At 38.6% G+C, this 14,066-nt stretch carries 14 protein-coding genes; 3 read left to right on the forward strand and 11 right to left on the reverse strand.

Annotated features, from left to right (window positions below):
* Positions 1-49: 49 nt before the first annotated feature.
* From AL038_RS00110 to AL038_RS00160, 11 genes are all read right to left on the reverse strand, one after another.
* Positions 50-3,142 carry a type ISP restriction/modification enzyme gene (locus AL038_RS00110; RefSeq protein ID WP_062147229.1) on the reverse strand — a complete coding sequence of 1,031 codons (3,093 nt, stop codon included), beginning with the start codon at positions 3,140-3,142 and terminating at the stop codon, positions 50-52.
* A 137-nt stretch (positions 3,143-3,279) separates the two neighbouring features.
* The gene (locus tag AL038_RS00115; protein ID WP_062147232.1) at positions 3,280-4,263 is read right to left on the reverse strand and encodes an endonuclease; all 984 of its coding nucleotides are present in this window, start codon (positions 4,261-4,263) and stop codon (positions 3,280-3,282) included.
* A 552-nt stretch (positions 4,264-4,815) separates the two neighbouring features.
* The gene (locus AL038_RS00120) at positions 4,816-5,790 is read right to left on the reverse strand and encodes a tyrosine-type recombinase/integrase (protein WP_062147235.1); all 975 of its coding nucleotides are present in this window, start codon (positions 5,788-5,790) and stop codon (positions 4,816-4,818) included.
* Positions 5,791-6,615, reverse strand: a complete 825-nt coding sequence (locus AL038_RS18365; protein ID WP_062147238.1) for a hypothetical protein — start codon at positions 6,613-6,615, stop codon at positions 5,791-5,793. It abuts the gene before it with no gap.
* A complete protein-coding gene (locus AL038_RS00130; RefSeq protein WP_062147241.1) occupies positions 6,599-6,871 on the reverse strand; it encodes a hypothetical protein in 273 nt (90 codons plus the stop codon). Before AL038_RS00130 ends, AL038_RS18365 begins: the two co-directional genes overlap by 17 nt.
* A 41-nt stretch (positions 6,872-6,912) precedes the next feature.
* Positions 6,913-7,473: a hypothetical protein gene (locus AL038_RS00135; RefSeq protein ID WP_062147244.1), complete on the reverse strand. Its 561-nt coding sequence runs from the start codon at positions 7,471-7,473 to the stop codon at positions 6,913-6,915.
* On the reverse strand, positions 7,470-8,708 hold the full coding sequence (locus tag AL038_RS00140) for a hypothetical protein (RefSeq protein ID WP_062147247.1): 1,239 nt from the start codon (positions 8,706-8,708) through the stop codon (positions 7,470-7,472). The genes AL038_RS00135 and AL038_RS00140 overlap by 4 nt, the downstream gene beginning before the upstream one ends.
* 204 nt (positions 8,709-8,912) lie before the next feature.
* A complete protein-coding gene (locus AL038_RS00145; RefSeq protein WP_062147250.1) occupies positions 8,913-9,113 on the reverse strand; it encodes a hypothetical protein in 201 nt (66 codons plus the stop codon).
* 110 nt (positions 9,114-9,223) lie between these two features.
* Positions 9,224-9,433 carry a hypothetical protein gene (locus AL038_RS00150; protein WP_062147253.1) on the reverse strand — a complete coding sequence of 70 codons (210 nt, stop codon included), beginning with the start codon at positions 9,431-9,433 and terminating at the stop codon, positions 9,224-9,226.
* Positions 9,430-10,230 (reverse strand): hypothetical protein, encoded by an 801-nt coding sequence (locus tag AL038_RS00155; protein ID WP_145917033.1) that lies wholly within the window; start codon positions 10,228-10,230, stop codon positions 9,430-9,432. Before AL038_RS00155 ends, AL038_RS00150 begins: the two co-directional genes overlap by 4 nt.
* A 166-nt stretch (positions 10,231-10,396) precedes the next feature.
* A complete protein-coding gene (locus tag AL038_RS00160) occupies positions 10,397-10,588 on the reverse strand; it encodes a helix-turn-helix domain-containing protein (protein ID WP_101539231.1) in 192 nt (63 codons plus the stop codon).
* A gap of 74 nt (positions 10,589-10,662) precedes the next feature.
* Between AL038_RS00160 and AL038_RS00165 the strand changes: the two genes are divergently transcribed.
* The 3 genes from AL038_RS00165 to AL038_RS00175 all read left to right on the forward strand — a co-directional run bounded on the left by AL038_RS00165 (position 10,663) and on the right by AL038_RS00175 (position 13,852).
* Positions 10,663-11,040: a helix-turn-helix domain-containing protein gene (locus tag AL038_RS00165; protein WP_062147263.1), complete on the forward strand. Its 378-nt coding sequence runs from the start codon at positions 10,663-10,665 to the stop codon at positions 11,038-11,040.
* A 697-nt stretch (positions 11,041-11,737) separates the two neighbouring features.
* The gene (locus AL038_RS00170; protein ID WP_062147266.1) at positions 11,738-12,691 is read left to right on the forward strand and encodes a ligand-binding sensor domain-containing protein; all 954 of its coding nucleotides are present in this window, start codon (positions 11,738-11,740) and stop codon (positions 12,689-12,691) included.
* A gap of 129 nt (positions 12,692-12,820) precedes the next feature.
* On the forward strand, positions 12,821-13,852 hold the full coding sequence (locus tag AL038_RS00175) for a PLD nuclease N-terminal domain-containing protein (RefSeq protein ID WP_066246080.1): 1,032 nt from the start codon (positions 12,821-12,823) through the stop codon (positions 13,850-13,852).
* Positions 13,853-14,066 lie beyond the last annotated feature (214 nt).

A 14,066-nucleotide genomic window follows, 5' to 3' on the forward strand; every position in this document is an offset into this window, starting at 1 on the left:
TGTTTTGACTTTTTTATCAGTCTGCACAAAGCCTAAGAGAGAAGAGTCTTTAAAGCGGTTGTTTTGATAACTCTTTCACAAGTTTAACGGTTTCTATGCTCACGGTGACGATTTTACGGACTAAGCGGATTATGTATTGTTCATCGTCTAGGTTGTTCGGGTCGTTGGTAATGCCGCTGCGCTTGTCGGTGCTGACTTGGTACTGGTCAATTATCCAATCTAGCGCACTTCGGTTGCCTAAGCGGTATTCTAAAGCCTCTGCGGGGATTCCCTTTAATGTCAGGCTTTCATTGTAAATTATCGCGGTCTTGTCTTTGTTAAACTTCATCTTTTCGACACGGTAATCAAGCCTATCAGGGCAGTCGATTTCTAACTCGTATTCGGCTTGGGTTTCGTAGTTTAAATGCAGTTCTGCCAGTTGTTTGCCTATCCGACTAATTGCCCAAAAATCGCTTAATAACGGGATTCTCGGCAGTTCTCGCTTGAGGTTGGCTTGATAGGTTTCTCGGTAGCCTTCATGGTGCAAAACACCATAAATATAATGGAATATATCCCATTTATTCAGGCTTTCATCTTGGTAGTGTTCTTGATAATGCGTTAATGCCCAGTCGGTTATGTTTTCCGTTTTTGTGCCGTCTTCAGCGTAAACATAGAAAGGGAAACATTGCGTTTTTTCTAAACTGTCTAAGCAAAGGATTATTTTAACAATTAAAGAGTGAAACGGTTTATTACTACCTACGCCACTTAAGCAAACTACCTGATTTTCTTTCTCAGTTTCTGGAGTGGGGAAAATAGAGGAAAATTGCCCACGTCTATCTATTAATAAGTTATCAAAATATAAAAACACTTTAGTAAATGGGCGATAAATTGCGGGTCTAATTTTGTTGTTTTCAAACTCTGTAAAACTGCTTCGGCTTAGATGTAACTTTAATGTACTGCTCCAACTAATTTTTTTATCATCATAATTAACAAAGTTATCGATGAACCCTTCTAACTCTTTTCCTTTTGGTTTCGATGTTAAACAAGAATATTTAGAAACCTGTTCATTATAAGTATCAATGCTTAACTGCATGTTTTTAGCGAGTTCAACAGAGTTAAAGTTATAAGCCCATGTATCTCTGTTTGTTGCAACGCCAAGGCTATAAATCTTAAAAACAACCCCTTTTGCGTGGCTTTCTGTTGCTTTTCCTTCTTTTGAAGCTATGGGTATGAATGTATCAAAATTTACTGTTAAACAATTTGTTATCCAATTATTTTTTGTGTCTGGTATCACTTTTTGCCAGTCAACCTTTACATAGTTATCTGTATTTTCCAAATACTCAAATTTTTGAACTTTCCGCCATAATTCCTCTAAACGAGCGTGATAAATTTCTGTTTCTGTCGTTAAAGCGTCGTTTTTCACTAAAAAAGCAATGCTAACGCCTACTTGAATACCAAAAACATTATGTGTTGTGCCTGATAGCTTCGGGTTTTTTCTAACGTTTCCGCCTAAATCTAATATATAGATTTTATTGAAATCTTTGGCTAAATGCTTACGCATTCCATCAGTCGATACCGTTTCCAAAAATCCGTTATTAGTGACAAAAGCAATAACGCCATTTTCCCGCCCTGCAAGTCGTTCCGTTGCCCATGCAAAGGCTTTGATATACGCATCAGAGAGTGATTTTTTTAAAGTCGCTTTGGAATCTTTCGCATAAGTTTCTGCAATAATTGTATCGAGATGTGGATATCTACGATTTTTATTATTATCGTTTTCATCCTGTTGCCCTATGTTATAAGGCGGGTTTCCTAAAATAACGAAAATAGGTGACTCTTTCTGTCTTCTCACCCGTTCTGTGTTCTCTGGCACACTGAAGCCTAAGCCATATTGCTTCCCTTCTAGCATTTCAAACGTATCAACTAAACAAATACCTTGAAATGGCTCGTATTTGCCCGTTTTTTCATAGTAGGCGTGTTCTATGTTCATGCTTGCTACGTAGTAAGGTAACAACATAATCTCATTACAATGCAATGATTTCTTGTACTTATCCTCTAAACTAAGCGGGTTAATTTCCTGCATGACTCGCAATAAAAAATTACCTGTGCCTGTGAACGGGTCGAGAATGTGAACGTCGGGGCTTGATAGGGTTTTATCGAACTCACGCTTTAAAATCTCTTGAACCGAATTCACCATAAAATCGACAATCGGTTGGGGGGTGTAAACAATGCCGTGGGTGTCCGCAACCTTAACCGCGAATCCCTGAAAAAAGTTTTCGTAAACAGCGTTTAAGAAATCCTGTTTTCGGCTGTATGAGTGGATTGTACTGGCGGTTTCTTCTATAGCGACATAGAAGCGGTCGAGACTTTTTAGAAATTCTTTGCGACTGAAGGATTTAACCGTTAAGGCTTGTATAACTTTCTCAATTTCATGAGCAATGATATTTTTATTGGTAAAATCAGAATTATCAAAGATGGTTCTAAATAGACGCTCGGTTAATAGATGCTGAACCAACATTTCCACAACAGCATCGGGCGATAAGCTAGGGTTAATAGATTCACGACAAATATTTGAAAAGTCATCAAAAGCGAGAATAAAGGCTTTGTTTGTCTTTAATTCGCTATTGATAATTTTTACTAAAGACTTGCCTAGCTCGCCTACTTTGTCCTTGAACGCCTCAATAGCCTCTTCCCACTGCGCATAAACGGGCGGTTTATAACCTAAAAACAACTCTAAAACCGTGATTAAATTCTCAGGATTATCTAAAGACTCCTCAAAAGCTAAAACGCCATGCTGATACAAAATCACATAATCAGGACTTTGAAACAAAATATTATCCTTTGGGTATCCATCCTTAAACTTCTTTTCGACCTCCTTCTTCAACTTATCCTTAGAATCCTTCGCCTCCCAAATCCCATAAAGCAAGACATTCGTTTGCTTATCGACAATAGCCCCGTCCGCACGCAATGGCTTTCGTCCGTCCCGCTTAATCGAAAACTGTTCGACTAAATCCAACAAAGGAAACTGACCTAAACAATGACGTAACAAATTCGCAAAATACGGTGCTACAGCCCCTTCATTATTTTGTAGATTCTCATGCAACGATTTAATTTTAGAATAGAACTCTTTAACAACTTTACTATCGGGCTTCAAGGATAAAGACATAGTGAAGAACTCACAACGAGAAAAAGACCGCTTATAATCACATAAATCAACAAGATTACAAAGCAGTAGAATGAAATAAGGCTTTATTTTGACTTATTACATAAGCCAAGACAAAGCCTTTAGATGAGAAAAACTATTTACTTACAAATGGACGCACAAGGAATACCATCGCCATCTTTATCTAAAGACATGTTTTTACAAACAGTAAGATGATATTTAGCCTCTTCACAACTAGCCATCTGTCCACATGTTTTTTTAGTAGAACAATTAAAACCTGCTTTATTTAAAGCCGATTCATCATCATTGTCATCGTCTTCATCATCGTTCAGAACGGCTGTTGTGGTTGCATCTTCACCGACTAATGAACTATCTAGTTCGTTGCTATTATCAGCAATAAAAGGATTAAGATTTCCCTGTATTTCAGCAATACGTTTATTTCTTTCTATCTCCCAAGCATCGACAGGGTCTTGTTTATTCCAAGCGGTATAAAGCTGTACATCTTGGTCAGACAACCTAAAACCATAAGTTGCTGACATATAAAACATGGTTCTGGCAATATTGCCTTTTACAGCATCAGGTGGCTCCGCTCTTCTTATTGATTCGTCAATTTTGATTTCACACTTCCCATATTCTTCTTCAGCATTGGGAATCATTCCCCAGTTGAAATTGCTACGGTCTCCATTCACCTCGCCAATAGCAGGGTATAAATTATGTAAATCATTATGAGCGGTTTCAAATAACGGGTCTTTCATCTCACAACATTTGCGCCCTGTAATTCCAGAACCGCATACATTCTGAGGTTCTCGCCAACACACTCTAAAATTTCCAAATTGAGCGGCAGGGAAAACATGTTCCGCTTCGACTCTTTTAGCCCGCGCTTCATTTTTACGAAAAGCGTATCCACAGCTTTTTAAGTCAATCTGGTTTTTACTATCAAAGTTACAACCACAATAAAATGTTTTGCGCTCGCTATCCTGTTTGTAAATTTTATACAGATTCTTCTTTGCTTGGGAAAAACTCCCCGCAGGATGGGGAGGTAAAGGCAACTTATTAATTACTTCTTTCGCATGAACATCAAATATCATTAAACATAATGATATTACTAATAATATTCTAGGCATAACCGTATTTTCTCCTCTGATAAAAAAATTTATACCCACCTATTGCGGTAAAAAAAGACCGCTTATAATCACATAAACGCGGAAAATTACAAAGTAGTTGAATGAACAACACAATTTTAAAAACGACAAATAACCTTAGATTTTTGATTAAAGAACCTAAAAAAACGAATTTTCGGTATAATAGACGAGAAGAACAAAGAAGGGAAAAGAGAAGAAATCAGAGAATTCTGATTTTTTAAAAAACGAAGCGAATTTGAGGGGAAATAACGTTTAAAAAGTGTCCCAAAACTCATAATGCTGAGGTCGGTGGTTCAACTCCACTCATAGCCACCATTCATTCGCATCTCCTTGTTTCTCCATTGGCATTTTTAACCCTTTTTCCCACTCACAAAAAACACCCTTCCAACGTCAAAGCCTGAGATAGCTTTAATCACTGATTTACCTAAACTTTACTTGTTTTTATCCAGACTTAGAAAAATGTTGAAAATGTTGAAATCGTCATTTCAACTCACTTATTCTAAAATGATAGGCATTAACCAAACTAAGCACTGATTAACCCTTGCTTTGAAAGAAAAACCCCTCAAACAACACTTCTAAACTCGTTACTGTTTCCTGTAAAACAGCCGTCTGCAAGTGCGCATAACGCTCTGTCACATACACATTACTGTGTCCTAATACCTCACCAATATGTTTTAAAGATTTCCCCTGAATCGCTAACCATGACGCAAACGTATGGCGTAAGGTGTGAGGCGTACAATCCACAATTCCCGCTAACCGACAAACACTCGCAAAACTGCGCTTAATATCCCGAATCGCCCGCCCCTCAATCTGAAATACAAACCGTCCATTTCTACACCGCTGCAATTCAGACAAAGCAAACAAAGCAATCTGATTTAAAGGCACGGTTCGGGGCTTCCCTGATTTTGTTTTGTGCAAGCGTAAACTCTGTGTATCCCGATTAAACTGTGTCCACGACAAAGTTAATAACTCCTGTTTACGCATACCCGTATTAATCGCCAACAGAATAAACAACCAAAGATAAGGGGCTTTCTCATGAAAACGGGCTTTCTCAATCAATCGCCGTGCTTCTTCTTGTGTTAAATAACGCTCTTTAGCGGGACTTTGTGCAGGCTTCTGATTCAAGGTTGGATTGTTTAACCGCCATTCCCACTGTCGCACCGCATAATTAATGGCAGACCCCAACACGGCTAATTCCCGTCTAATCGTAGAATCCGACACATGAGAACGGCGATAACGGATATAATCCCCCACATCCTGCCGATTCAAAGACTCAATTGTTTTAGACCTAAAGAAAAACGCAAGATTATGTAAACAAGACATATCCCGAGAAATATCGACATTCACCCGCTTCCCGTGCTTAATCTTGCCTAACGTCCCAACTTCCGCCAAATACAACCGACAGAACTCAGCAAAACTATGTTCTATCTGCTTAGTCGCAATAAACGCCACGACCTCATCCATTAATTCGCTAGGAATTTCCACGCTATAGGTTGGTTTATAAAGCATTTATACTTCCCGCTCTCTTAAACGACTCAATGCAATTTCCTCTTTGTAGTACTTATTACCATTACCATCCAGCGTATAACTGATAATTACCCCGTTATCTGTAAACTCTTCAATCCAACAACATTTACATATATGGTTATTCTTATCTATGAAGTCATACATTCGGTCTACGTGGAATCCGCCCTTAGTTTTGACCTTCTCCATCGATACCTGCTCTATATACGCTTTCAACGCTTCTACTTGCTCACTAATTGCATTCATTTTTAAATGAATATTATCTAGTGCATCCTGTTGAGTATGTTGTAAACTTCTAGTTCTTAAGATAAGATTTAACCCATTAACGGCTCCAAGCCATTCTCCCTTATTTATCGCTAGCTCCACCGCTTGAGCTTTCACTGTGGGGTCTATACGCTCCTCAGCAATCACTGCCTGCACCGCCTTAGCCGTAACAGGTTCATTCCTACTTGTTACCGCTTGCCACACTTCCCGCTGTTTCTCAGGAGATAAACCGACTAACGGTCTTATCTGTGCCTCGTTCTCAGGTAACTTGTTACCAACTGGATACAGATTCTTTACAACTGCACTGGCATTAATCAAACGGTGCGCATGTTGGCGGTGCATCTCCCACTCTTCAACACAATACGCATCAAAACTCTTATAGCCCTTTAACTTATACAATCGGTTATCCCGAATCTCTGCTAATGCGTTCCCTACCCGATAAAACGCCTTCAACTCTTTGGCTATCGTTGTTTCTAATTCCTCTAAACGGCTATCCATTTCCGTTTTAATTGCCTTTCCACCTACCCAGTCAATCTGCTCTAACATGTTGTTCTCCATTCGCTCTTCTCATGACACTATTAAAATTTCCCGTCATTTTTAGACTTTCGAACACACTTTTTTCAAGAGAAGATAAATAATCCTTCATTTCTTTCAGCGTCATGTCATTAAATGACAAATTGCAGGCTAAACTTGTTACAACGACTATTTTTAACGCTTCGAGTGGGTCAAACTCATCTTCATTATTTAGATGACGAGAGATTACGTCATCTATTTCATTCGCTACATGTTCCGCAATAATCATGTTCTTCCCCAAAAAAAATGCGCCCAATAGGGCGCGGTTAATTAGTCTTCTCTTAAGGATTTTTTGCCGACTTTCAAATGTCTGTCAAGCCTATTAAGCTCTACATATCCTACACTTGCATCATTCCCATTAATAACCCTGTGTATCCCTACAAGCTCGCCTTCAGCTTCGTAAGACTTTGAATCTGTTCTTTGCAGTCTTACGGTATAACCGATAATATTTTCACGACTTTCATTAAGTACGTCTATAAACTCCTGTTTTATCCTAACCCCTTGGTTTGTTGTTTGGCGGAAATATGCCCGCACTATGTAACTGCCAAAATATCCTTCTGGTCGTTGATAGATGTGTAATTTATGTGTGTATTCGTACCATGCTTTATTTACAGGGTCGTCATACACGCCTAAATCATTTAATTGCTTGTTTAACGTTTGTATTATGCCGTAATACTCGCATAAAATTTTTTGTGTTTTCTCTCTTCCTATAAGAACATTACAGGCATTAAAAGCACCAACAAAATAGTTATTCAATCCCTCAACGCCTAACCTATTAAAGCGCCATTGTTGAACGGCTACATCAAACACCGCTGTTATATTTTTGCTCATGCTTTTTTACCCTGCTTCAACGTACCGCGATAACTCACCCGTGCTTTTTCGCTACACGTTGGGCAACGTACTTGCTGATACGCCTTTACTACAAACTCATTGCCACATTCGACACAATGATCTTTTTTCCCGACACGTCCCTTGCTGGCAATGCCACTGAGTTCTGAAGGCACAAATTCAACGCCTTCTATTACCAGCTGGTTATTTACCAGCTCGTTTACCAGCTGGTTACTTACCAGCTCGTCTACCGGCTGGTTATTTACCAGCTCGTCTACCGGCTGGTTACTTTTTTTTTCATCAACAGGTAGGAACAACTCTATTTCGTCATCGTCTTCATAACGTGGCAATTGTTGATATTGAGGTCGTGTATTGACTTGATAACCCGCGCGGGTGTTTTGATAGGTTGCAACTGACAACTTAGAACCCAACAGCAGAACGAATGCGGTTAAAACTTCATAAGCAACCGCAGAAAAAGCGAGGAAAAAAGATTGCATCAGTGAGGGATTGAAAGACATTAAACGGGCTTGGGTGATGAATAAGGGGTGTACCATGCTATCGGTGTCCTTTATCATCCCTGCGGATTGCATGGCACTTAAGGCTAGGCTTTTGGAGTTAATCGCTCCTTGATATTGTTGAAAGGCAGTTAATGAAGTGACAACCGTTTGTAAGGCTTTTTCTTGTTCGCTTATTTGAGCCTTAAGCGGGTTAATGCAGTTCTTAAAGAAGTTTGCAGGACAAGCCGATAAACTCGTGTTCAAATTGTTTAATTCACTTTCCAGTGTATTCTTCTGAACGGTTAAAGCCTCAACGTCTAGGCTCGCATATTGGCTTAAGGTTTCGAGTTTGCCGTTTGCTTGTTCAAGGTCACTTTTAGCAACCTGAGAAGCTAGGCTATTTCTAGCGGTTTCCTGTTCGTAATGCGCTTGTGAATTCGCCATAAAGCCTAGATGTGTCTGAGTGCCAATAGCAAAACACACCGTAAACCAAATAAGCCAAGCGACAATGGCAAGTGAGCCGTGACCTGCACGCCCTAAGTGATGACTAGCAACGGGTAAAACACCACTGAGTAGCGAAAAGAAAAAACCGAATAAGCCATAAATAACTTTTTCTAAGAGCGTGACGGCAAAAGATTGGTACAGGTAAATTGCGGTTAAAATACCCACTAATAACATGCAGATACCGATAACATTTAAAGCGGGTGCGATTGAAGATTGGGCGGGGTTGTGATTATTCATCGTGTTCCCCATTGAATGCTTGCACTGTATGGATTAACATTAGCGTTGTCCTGATTAGTTGTATGCCCTAAGCAATGCTCGTTACATCGCTTAGGGTTGTTGGTTTAAAAAGCGGGTTTAGTTTTTTGTAGCGTTCCGTGAATACTTCCTGAGCTAACGCCTCTCCACGCTGGGGCGGTGTCTTCATTATTGCAGTGCATGTGTTTAATCCTCGTAGCCTCTTGGTTGTCTTGGTGGGCCGATTTCATATTGTTCTGGGCGTTTTAAAACTGCGATTTCATCTAACTTTTTTATCCCCTTTTTAGTTAGCTTCCCCTCTTCGGTTATCAGTCCTTTTTGTAGCATCATTGCTTTGGTTAATCCCAACTCTTTTTTTAACGCTTCCCCTATATCGCTTAGGTTCATGATTTTCTCCTGTCTATGGGAATGATTCCCCGTTCACGTAAAAACTTCAGTCCTTTCTCTAACAGCCAACCGATAAAAATTATTCCCGTTATCAGCAAAAACATTTTCATTTAAAACGGTCTCCCTGCAATCGAGCGTTTATACAACATGGTCTTGCTCTGGTATTTATGCCGTCTTTTCAGATATATCCCTTTTAAATTTGCTGATATATCACTTGGATATCCGTGTACTTGTCTTGTGCTGGCTTTTTCTGCCACTCGGTAAAACCGCCACCATAATTTGTATTCTTCTTGCGTTAATGCCTTGAATTGCTTTTTCATGGTTGCATTCCCATACTCTTCATTTTCTCTATTTGTATTTGCCTTAATTCCTCTCTGATTCGATTCGTATTTTTCTCTTGCTCCTCTGCGGAAATCGTGGGCTTTATACCCTTCATTCGCGTGTTCATTTGCCTTAATTCCTCTCTGGCTTTAATCCCTTCTGCTTTCTTTTTCGCTTGCTCCTCTGCGGAAATCTCGGGCTGTTGCATGGCTTCCCATTTTTCCCGTTCTGCTCTTTTGCGTCGCTTCTCTGCCAATTGATTTGTTGCAATGAAATTTCCATTCTTTGCCCGTTGTGCCAAACTTATTAAAAATCCACTGGGGTTTTTGACCGTTCCTTGTGATAGGTTCTGATTCAATTCGTCCAAAACTGCTTGAGGGTTTGGCACACCTTGCAAGACTTTGCAGGCTTCCCGTTGCATTTGTTCGCTGTAGTCTTTTAAGGCATAGTCAAAAATTAATTTTTCGGGTTCTTCAATTGTTTCAGGTTGTTCTGTCATTAACGGTCGGGGTTTTTCAATTTCAATCGCTTCAATTTCTTCTGTTTCAATAATTTCTGATGCTTCATAATCAGGGTTAAGGCTTGGGTGTTCGTATAGGGTGTATTGGTTGCCTATGAATTGGCCTTTTTCGTTGCGTAAACTTTCAACTTGCATATATCCAAATGAAACCAATTCTTTAATTATTTTCCGTATCTTGTATTCACCTTCTTGATAGTTATTGACTAAGTACGCAACGTTGATAACCCAGTCGTTACGCTTTTCAAGTAACCGACACGCTAGCCCTGTCGCACTCATTGATAGCCTTAAATCGTTTAGGATTCCGTTATTTATACGTGTGTAGTCTTTTTCTTTTTTTACTCGAATTATTCCGAGTCTCTTTTCTTTAGTTATTTTCATGATTGTTTGTGGTTCTGTTTTCGTTGTATCTTTTGACGCTAAGCGGATTATTCCTTGCATCTCGTTAGTCGTTTTTCACAAGTTCCGTGATGTCTATTTTTAGAGCGTTGGCTATACGTCTCAGTTGGACAAGGCTAATTCCTTGCTTACAATTTTCTATTTTTGAAAGCGTCGTTCTGCCTATTTTCGCGAGCATTGCTAATTCTTCTTGTTTTAGCCCTGCTTTTTTTCTAGCTGTTTTAATTTTTTCGTTCATTTTTTTATAGTGCCTTACATTCACATTTTCACTATATGTGATTCTAATGAACATTTCAATACAATGTGCGAAATATGCACATTTATCATTTAAAATTTGTAAATATGAGCATTCAAATTGATATAGGTCGCCGTATTCGGCAGGCTCGCAAAACAAAAGGATTGACCCAACAAGAACTGGCTGAAGCTTTAGGGTTTGACCGTAGTTTTTTGTCTAAAATTGAAGCGGGTTTATCTGATGTAACATCTAGTATGCTTTATGATATTGCAAAGTATTTAGATGTTTCTGTGGCGGCTCTTTATGGTGAAGAACCTTCGCCAGTTTTGGAAAGAGAAGTTAAACGACTATCTGAACTGTTGGAAACGTTATCGCCTGATGAGGTTGTTATTATAAAAAAGGTTATGTATGCCTTTGTTGAGTCAAATAAATTTAGGCATAAGGCAGTTAGCTAAAAAATTTTGTCCCTCCATATAGCGAAAAATCCATGCTGGTTTTATCAAGATGTAGCTTTTCCGAATGCGGCTAAACACAGACTACTAATAACTAATATAACTAAATACTGTCTTTTGACTTATTACTGAAAAACACACACACAAGAAAACCGTGTGTGATTTTTACGGTATGGCTTTTTTTCCCTTTCTCTCGGTGCGTTCACTCATCCAAAAAGGAGTGCTACGCACAACCGCGGTTTTCTCGTTCTGCTGGTTCACTTATCTTGTGGCTTATAAACAATGGTTGCTGTTTTCTTATTGTTGCTTTTTAGCAACGGTCGGAGCAGATTTCACTGTTTGTTATACGATAAGGAGTGCTACGCATAGCCTGCTTGAAAAGTCATATAGAACATGTGACTATAAGCACAGCTTGTTTAACTGATTAAAGTCAAAAGCAAAACAGGTTTAGTAGGGAAAAGACAAAAAACCTTCTTGCTTGTTTTCAAGGATTGGTGATGACAAAAAAACGCATTAAAAAGGCCTTTATAATCAATATATAAAGGCTTTTTTGTTTTTAGACTGAATCTAACACTAAGTAATAAAAAACATTATTTCAGATTACTTGTAATCCTATATAAAACATGAGAATATAAAAACGCATTTCACGCATAGCTGTTTTTTAAATGAAAATTCTAAATCCAATAAGGGTAGGTAATCTATGTCATCTATTTTAAAACTCGTAAGAAGTGGCATCGTATTTTTTGCTTTGTCCTTGAGTATGCTTTATTTATCTTCCACTTTCGCAGCAGAATTTACTACTAGATATACAGGTAATGGTCTAGGTAGTAATTTTGTGTATTCTGTTGTTGTCAGTGGTTCAAATATTTATGCTGGAACGGCTAGTGGACTGTCCATTTCTAGAAATGGCGGGGCTAGTTTTACTAACTATCCTGTGGGTTGGATTGTGGATGTAAAGGTTGTAGGAACATACGTTTATGCCGCAACCCATAGTGACGGACTAGCCATTTCTAAAGACGGTGGCTACAGTTTTACCAACAAAAATATGCCTGGGTTATCACCAGGTTATAATTATTTATATAGTGTTTATGCTTCAGGAACTACTGTTTACGTTACAGCTAGCAGAACATTTAAATCCACGAATAATGGTGACAGTTTCTCTGAATTCATGGCTGTTCCTGGTTATACTTTGAGTGCATCAGACATAACCATTGCTGGTTCAAAAATATATTGTGGAACATTTACTTATGGTGTTTTTATTGGTTGTGACCCTCGAGCGACCTCTACAGGTACAGGAAGCAGTCATGTGCATAGAATCCGCGTATCAGCCACAACCGGTTTTGTTTATGCCGCAACGGCTGGTGGTTTATCTATTTCCAAAAATGGTGGTTTTACATTCGTTAATAAGACTACAGCAAATGGCTTAGGTGCTAACGAAGTATATGGTCTTTATGTTGATGGCTCAAAGATTTATGCGGGTACTCATGGTGGTGGCTTCTCTGTTTCCACTGATGGTGGTGAAACCTTTACCATTCGTAAGAGCGTAGCTCAAGGTCTTGGTGGTGACACAGTACATGGTATTTATATCAGTAATGGCGTGATTTATCTCGCAACCTCAAATGGGTTATCTTTTGGTCCAGTTCCAACCAAATAATGCTGTAGCGAGTATTGAATAAAAGAAGAGGTTTGGGCATGCCATAAGTGGCTAGTCCAAACCTCTTTTTTGTCCTCAATAAGTATGGCTTATTTAACTGATTAAAGTCAAAAGCAAAGGATAAAACCTATGGAGTTTCTGGAACAATATATCGATTTCTTTTTTACTCCTTTTTCGTTGGCTTTGTTATTTATTATTTTCTATATAATACTGTGGGTTAATTCACTTATTGATTGTTTATCAAGCCGTTTTGAAGGCACTGATAAATTAATCTGGTTGTTGGCTCTTATTTGTTTTCCTTTTTTCGGTTTATTGCTTTATATCTTCATTGGCAAGAAACAAAGAATAAAATCGTCTTCGCAAGATGTTTTTTCTCAGCCAAAACCATACAGTTATGCTTCTGATAGTTCTTTATCATTGTTTGCGCCGTTTGGCTATGTGCTTTTTATTGCTACGTTGATATTGGGTTATTTTTTCGTTCAAGCGAGTTATCAAGAATTGGAACAACAAACAGCTATTGCTCGAGCATTACGACGAGAAAACGTTGATTCGCAACGTCGAATTGAAGCGTATGGTGCAGAAATAAATAGACTTTCTAATATAGTTAAATATCAACAAAATAAATTAGTTAGTTTGGTTAATCAGATTGATAGCCTTCAGTCGGTAAAACCTTTACCTATTCAATCCACGGTTCAATCTTCAGTCCAACAATCTCGACCTGCTGTTTCGTCTTCGGTTCAGCAATTCGATAGTGTGCGCGCTTTTGTATTAGCGAATATTCCAGTGCAGTCTTTTACTGAACAAGAGGCTAGCTATTTATCTGTATATATTCGTCTTTTAGAATCGGCAAAAGCAACAGATAGTTATTCGGATGTTGTACGTCATTTATTTTCTATAGGTGAACGTTTACATATTAAATTCAATAGATTAGATAAAGCAAAGCCTTATTATTTAGGGTCTTATATGATTTCTAAGTATTTATGTGCTCAAACAAGAAACTGTGCTGAAACAGAATATATTCAAAAAGTTCAAGCCCTTGCTAAAAACTTTAATTTTTCATTATCTGCGTCGCCTAAAGCAAATAGTAATGCGCTTCTTAAATGCGAATTTGAGGGTGTTGCTTATTTCTATTCAGAAGGTCAAAAAAATCCGTGTGAGTAAATTGAGGGAATAAGAAAAGGGGGGGTTTGGGTATGCCGTGAGGGACGAACGGCTAGCCCAAGCCTCCCCTTTCCCGTTCCCCCCTATAGTAATACGGGGGGGATATCGATAAAAATGGGCTGTGTCCGTTGTTTTTATTCTCTTTTAACATCCTTCAAATAAAAAAAATTACCCCCCTAACACCCTCTATAACTTTTGTTGTAACCTTCTTGTG

The sequence above is a fragment of the Beggiatoa leptomitoformis genome (genome assembly GCF_001305575.3).
GTDB lineage: Bacteria > Pseudomonadota > Gammaproteobacteria > Beggiatoales > Beggiatoaceae > Beggiatoa > Beggiatoa leptomitoformis.

Excerpts from the sequence above, each read along its gene's own strand:
- AL038_RS00110 (WP_062147229.1), bottom strand. The coding sequence starts at position 3,142 with ATGTCTTTATCCTTGAAGCCCGATAGTAAAGTTGTTAAAGAGTTCTAT.
- AL038_RS00115 (WP_062147232.1), bottom strand. The coding sequence starts at position 4,263 with ATGCCTAGAATATTATTAGTAATATCATTATGTTTAATGATATTTGAT.
- AL038_RS00120 (WP_062147235.1), bottom strand. The coding sequence starts at position 5,790 with ATGCTTTATAAACCAACCTATAGCGTGGAAATTCCTAGCGAATTAATG.
- AL038_RS18365 (WP_062147238.1), bottom strand. The coding sequence starts at position 6,615 with ATGTTAGAGCAGATTGACTGGGTAGGTGGAAAGGCAATTAAAACGGAA.
- AL038_RS00130 (WP_062147241.1), bottom strand. The coding sequence starts at position 6,871 with ATGATTATTGCGGAACATGTAGCGAATGAAATAGATGACGTAATCTCT.
- AL038_RS00135 (WP_062147244.1), bottom strand. The coding sequence starts at position 7,473 with ATGAGCAAAAATATAACAGCGGTGTTTGATGTAGCCGTTCAACAATGG.
- AL038_RS00140 (WP_062147247.1), bottom strand. The coding sequence starts at position 8,708 with ATGAATAATCACAACCCCGCCCAATCTTCAATCGCACCCGCTTTAAAT.
- AL038_RS00145 (WP_062147250.1), bottom strand. The coding sequence starts at position 9,113 with ATGAACCTAAGCGATATAGGGGAAGCGTTAAAAAAAGAGTTGGGATTA.
- AL038_RS00150 (WP_062147253.1), bottom strand. The coding sequence starts at position 9,433 with ATGAAAAAGCAATTCAAGGCATTAACGCAAGAAGAATACAAATTATGG.
- AL038_RS00155 (WP_145917033.1), bottom strand. The coding sequence starts at position 10,230 with ATGAGTGCGACAGGGCTAGCGTGTCGGTTACTTGAAAAGCGTAACGAC.
- AL038_RS00160 (WP_101539231.1), bottom strand. The coding sequence starts at position 10,588 with ATGAACGAAAAAATTAAAACAGCTAGAAAAAAAGCAGGGCTAAAACAA.
- AL038_RS00165 (WP_062147263.1), top strand. The coding sequence starts at position 10,663 with ATGCACATTTATCATTTAAAATTTGTAAATATGAGCATTCAAATTGAT.
- AL038_RS00170 (WP_062147266.1), top strand. The coding sequence starts at position 11,738 with ATGTCATCTATTTTAAAACTCGTAAGAAGTGGCATCGTATTTTTTGCT.
- AL038_RS00175 (WP_066246080.1), top strand. The coding sequence starts at position 12,821 with ATGGAGTTTCTGGAACAATATATCGATTTCTTTTTTACTCCTTTTTCG.